4 protein-coding genes are annotated in these 5,005 nt (G+C 43.4%); 3 read left to right on the top strand and 1 reads right to left on the bottom strand.

Annotated elements, in window-relative coordinates; translation table 11 throughout:
- From AB7U36_RS18280 to AB7U36_RS18270, 3 genes are all read left to right on the top strand, one after another.
- Nucleotides 1-1,615: alpha-amylase family glycosyl hydrolase (locus AB7U36_RS18280; RefSeq protein ID WP_428161100.1), on the top strand; the 1,615-nt coding region annotated here is incomplete at its 5' end.
- Between the two features lie 389 nt (nt 1,616-2,004).
- Entirely contained in the window at nt 2,005-3,270 is a 1,266-nt protein-coding gene (locus AB7U36_RS18275; protein ID WP_428161099.1) for a radical SAM protein, read from the top strand.
- A 70-nt stretch (nt 3,271-3,340) separates the two neighbouring features.
- Nucleotides 3,341-4,279 carry a hypothetical protein gene (locus AB7U36_RS18270; RefSeq protein ID WP_428161098.1) on the top strand — a complete coding sequence of 313 codons (939 nt, stop codon included), beginning with the start codon at nt 3,341-3,343 and terminating at the stop codon, nt 4,277-4,279.
- A 494-nt stretch (nt 4,280-4,773) separates the two neighbouring features.
- On the opposite strand, the gene AB7U36_RS18265 is transcribed toward AB7U36_RS18270, so the two are convergent.
- Nucleotides 4,774-5,005: hypothetical protein (locus AB7U36_RS18265; protein ID WP_428161097.1), on the bottom strand; the 232-nt coding region annotated here is incomplete at its 5' end.

Here is a 5,005-nt window from a genome sequence, read left to right as displayed (position 1 = left end):
AGCCAAACTTGCCTATTTGCAGGAATTGGGGGTTAACCTGGTTCATATCATGCCGATACTGAAATGCCCCAAAGGGGCCAGTGACGGCGGATATGCCGTGAGCGATTTTCGAAAAATCAACGACAAGGTAGGCACGCTGGAAAATGTAAAAAATCTGGCCAAAGAGATGAAACAAAGGGAGATGCTGCTGACCCTGGATGTGGTGGTAAACCATGTGTCCGATGAGCACGAATGGGCGCAAAAAGCCCGGTCAGGAGACCCACGGCACCAAGACTATTTTTATTGTTTTGAAAACCGGGAAATCCCGGATATGTTTGAACAGACCCTGCCGGAAATATTTCCGGACCAGGCCCCGGGCAATTTTACCTGGGACGAGACTATGCATAAGTGGGTCATGACGGTCTTTAACACCTATCAATGGGATCTGAATTACAGCAACCCGGCAGTTTTTATCGAAATGCTGGATGTGTTGCTGTTCTGGGCCAACCAGGGCGTGGATATAATACGATTGGATGCCGTTGCTTTTCTGTGGAAAAAAATCGGCAGTACCAGTCAAAATGAATATGAAGCCCATAAATTGCTGCAATTGTTTAAAGACTGTTGCCAAATCAGTGCCCCCGGGGTTGTTTTCATTGCCGAGGCGATCGTAGCCCCGGTGGAGATCGTCAAGTACTTTGGTGAAGATGCCATCAATGCCAAAGAGTGTGAAATTGCCTATAATGCCACTTTGATGGCGTTATTATGGGATGCGGTTGCCACCAAAAACACCAAACTGCTGACCCAGGGGATCAAGAATCTGCCGGATAAACTGGAACGGGCCACCTGGCTCAATTACATACGGTGTCACGATGATATCGGCCTGGGTTTTACAGATGAAGATATCGCCCAGGCCGGATATGAGCCCAGATCCCACCGGGAATTCATCATCAATTACTTTGCCGGCAAATTTGAGAACTCTTCTGCCCGGGGGCTGTTGTTTGCCCACAATAAAAAAAACAATGACGCCCGTATTTCCGGAACATTAACTTCATTAATCGGGTTGGAGAAAGCCCTGGAGGAGAATGACCCGGAAAAAACTGATATCATTATTCAGCACATTCTTCTGTTGCATAGTATTATTTTCTCTTTTGGCGGCATTCCACTGATCTATTACGGAGATGAGCTTGGCACAATTAACGACTATTCCTATATTGAAGACATCAGCAAAGCCAATGACAGCCGGTGGGCGCATCGGCCTAGAATAGACTGGGAACAAGCCATGCGTCGCAAACAACCGGGAACGGTTGAATATAAGATATTTAACGCATTAAAAAAGATGATCGCCATTCGTAAAAAGGTTTCTGAATTTTCAGATTTTAACAACCGGAAACTGCTGGAGATCAGCAATCCCCAACTGCTGGCCTATGTTCGTTTTAATATCAAAACCCGGAAGAGTGTTTTGGTTGTGGGAAATTTTGACGCACATCCGCAATATCTGAACCTGTTTGAACTTGAAACCCAGGGATTCCAGATGGGTGAACATATAAGAGACCTATATTCGGGAAATACCCCAACCCTGTTCAAGGATCAGCTGGTACTTCCCCCATACCGATTTTACTGGCTGGCCGGCAATTGAGCACCAAGCAGCCTATACCCAGCCCAAAACCAAAGTTGAAATACCTATGTTGGTTACACAAACGTTCTTATAAAAAGACGATCAGTCCCTTATCTTCTCTTTTGGAGGCCAAAATAATTCAAAGGCCCCATCTTTTCAATAATTTCAGTTGTTTCGAATTTGTAATAAATAAGCGGGCCCATTCTGACACCACACCACGGAATTACACCCATTCTTTCGAATCTATCCCGCTGCCATACTTTTTTTCCATGTATTTCCGGAGTCTTTTGTCATTCTTTCCAATTTTATTATTTGTTGGTATTTTTATTGCTTTAATAAATTGATTATTATTTCCAGGCACGATGCTCCGCTTGTCGGCAATCTTTATATCTTAACGAATAGGAAAAAAAATGAATATATCCAACCACCCATGTTTCAATGTCAAGGTAAAAGGTGTTTGCGGACGAGTCCACCTGCCTGTTGCACCAAGATGTAATATTCAATGTAATTACTGCGATCGAAAACACGACTGTGTCGATGAAACCCGGCCAGGAGTAACCGCTGCAATCCTGAAGCCGAGTCAGGCTATGACCTATCTCAAATATGTAATTGAACAAGCGAAAGACATTTCTGTCGTGGGAATTGTAGGACCGGGCGACCCCTTTGCCAATCCCGATGAAACCATGGAAACGCTTCGGTTAGTACAAAGGCAATACCCCGAGATGATTCGTTGCGTGACCACAAACGGTTTGGGTATCGGCCCGTATATTGATGAGCTGGCCGCCATGAATATCAGCCATGTCACCATCTCCCTAAATGCAATTGATCCTGAAATTGGATCAAAATTGTATTCCTTTGTTCGCTATGGCAAAAGAACCCTAGGCCCCAAACCCGGCTTCGAAGTTTTGCTGGAAAAGCAGCTTGAGGCAATCATCCGCCTTAAAGAAAAAAACATCATCACCAAGGTCAACACCGTCATTATACCGGAGATCAATGATCGCCATATTGAAACGGTTGCCGAAAAAATGGCCCAACTGAAGGTAGACATCCACAACTGCATCCCCTTTTACCCAAATAAGGGGTCCAATTTTGCCAATTTGCCGGAACCATCTGATTCAGCAGTGGAGAATATTCGAAAAAAGGCGGAAAAATACATCCCCCAAATGTACCATTGCGAACGCTGCCGTGCAGATGCCGTAGGCCTTCTGGGCGAGCGCAATAGCCGCAAAATAATTAGAAAACTGCAGGAATGCGCCGAGATGCCGGAAATTTACGGTGATGACCGACCTTATGTGGCGGTCGCCAGCGTTGACGGCCGACTGGTCAATCAACACCTCGGAAAAGCCGAAGAATTATTGATCTATGGTCAAAAAGAGAATGGCGGCGTTTATTTTATCGAAGCCCGAAAGACACCCAAACCCGGCGGTGGCACACAGCGTTGGGAGGACTTAAGCAATATGCTCAGTGATTGCAGGGCATTGATGGTCACCGGACTCGGCGACAGCCCTCGCCGTATACTCAAACAAAAGAAAATCGATATTCTAGAATTGGACGGAACAATCATAGAGGCTGCCGAAGCCGTTTTCGAGGGACACAGCAGGGACTTTATGCTCCAACGAGATGTCAAGGCATGCAACAAAAAGAACCCCATGGCCGGCATGGGGAGTGGATTTTGATCCATCCATGGCATAAATATGTCAAAAGAGGTCTATAGACCCGAAAAAATATAAAGAAAAGAGGTTTAACGTGGAAACACTGAAGACAAAATATGGCAAGACAAACGGCTATCAGAATCTGGAAAAATACGCATCGGGCAATCCCGCGTCCCTGATTTTTACCGAACGGTTTGAGATTAAAACACCCGTCGGGGTCATTGTGCCCCAGTATTCAGTAGATGATCATGGAAGACGGGTATTAAAACCGGTTAACTTTTATGATAATGGAAATATAAAAAAAGTACCTCTTCAAGAGGCGGCGACCATTGAAACCAAATACGGAAAAATATCCGCGGAACTGGTCATGTTTTATAATAATGAATTATTGAAAAAACTTTTTCCCCTTAATGGCAAGCTAAGCGGTTATTGGGGAGAGAAAGACGAGTATGCCCTGGCCAAAGAGCTTGAGTTAAAGCTGCCCTGTGGCACAGTTAAAGCGAAGATAATTAATATCGTCTTTTATGAAAACGGCAATATTAAAAGCATCACCTTCTGGCCGCAGGAGACTGTTGAAGCAAAAACACCCATAGGTACAATGCGTATTAGAGTTGGCATTTCATTTTATGAAGACGGTTCCATAAAATCGGCTGAACCGGCTGAGCCTTATACTGTTGAAACAAAAATTGGAAAAATATCAGCCTATGATAATGACCCGGAAGGCATTATGGGGGATATCAACTCTTTGCAGTTTAACAACCAAGGAGAAGTAACAGCGCTAAGCACCACCCAAAATGCCATAATATTAAGAAACGAAGCAGGTGGAGAGGTCAGATATACCCCTTATCAAAAAGAGAGTCTTTGTTCCGAGAACGTAGCGGTAACCATTCCACTCCAAATTGAATTTACAAATGAAACGGTGCGTTTTAACCATAGTGCTTGCGAGGAGTATAATTTGTCGGAATGCTCATTCGAAGTAATCGAATATGGGAAAAAAGCGGCAAACCCCTTTTTTATATGTAATTGTAATTAGATCCCTCACCACATTAACCGTAAGGGGATTGAGCATCCTAAGCCTTCCTAAAACCAAAAAAGGCTGCCGGGTTTCGGCAGCCTTTTTCGGAAAAGGAAAAAAAGGGAAAAAAGATGAATTTGTTCTCAATCTTAATTATAGATAGTATATAGCAATTGATGTGCCACCATCCCAGCAAACTTCGCTTAAAAAGACAACGTACTGTTTTTAATTATTATTTTACATTGAAAAATCATCCATGGCGTTTTTACAGGATAGATAAAGTAACCTTGAACATCTTTCAGCAGGAAAAAGTTCATTTTTTTGAACATGCACACAGCATAGTATTAAAATTAAAAACACAACACATTAATAATTAAAACAAAAACATCAATTCACGTTCTTGAATCATATTTTCAGGCCGGGTTCATTATTTTGAACACCAAGAACAATGAATCCGTTTCAACACGCAACAAGGCGGCTCTTTTACAAAAGCCGCCTTGTTTTATAAGAAACTAGAGACAAGAAACAAGAGGGCGAAGCGCCTGCGGCGACCATTTTAGCCCTGAATTTTTAGTGGCTTTAGTTTCATTGTTTGTTGTGTCCGTCAGGACATGATCGTTATAAGAAACTAGAGACAAGATAATAGAAACAAGAGAGCGCAGCGCCTGCGGCGCGCATTTTAACCCTGAATTGTTTGCGTCTTTAGTTTCATTGTTTGTTGTGGGCTTGCAACCCATGGCTGTT

It is taken from the genome of Desulfobacter sp. (assembly GCF_050177295.1).
Note: the sequence above shows the minus strand (reverse complement) of the source record. Positions and strands in the feature narration are given on the sequence as shown.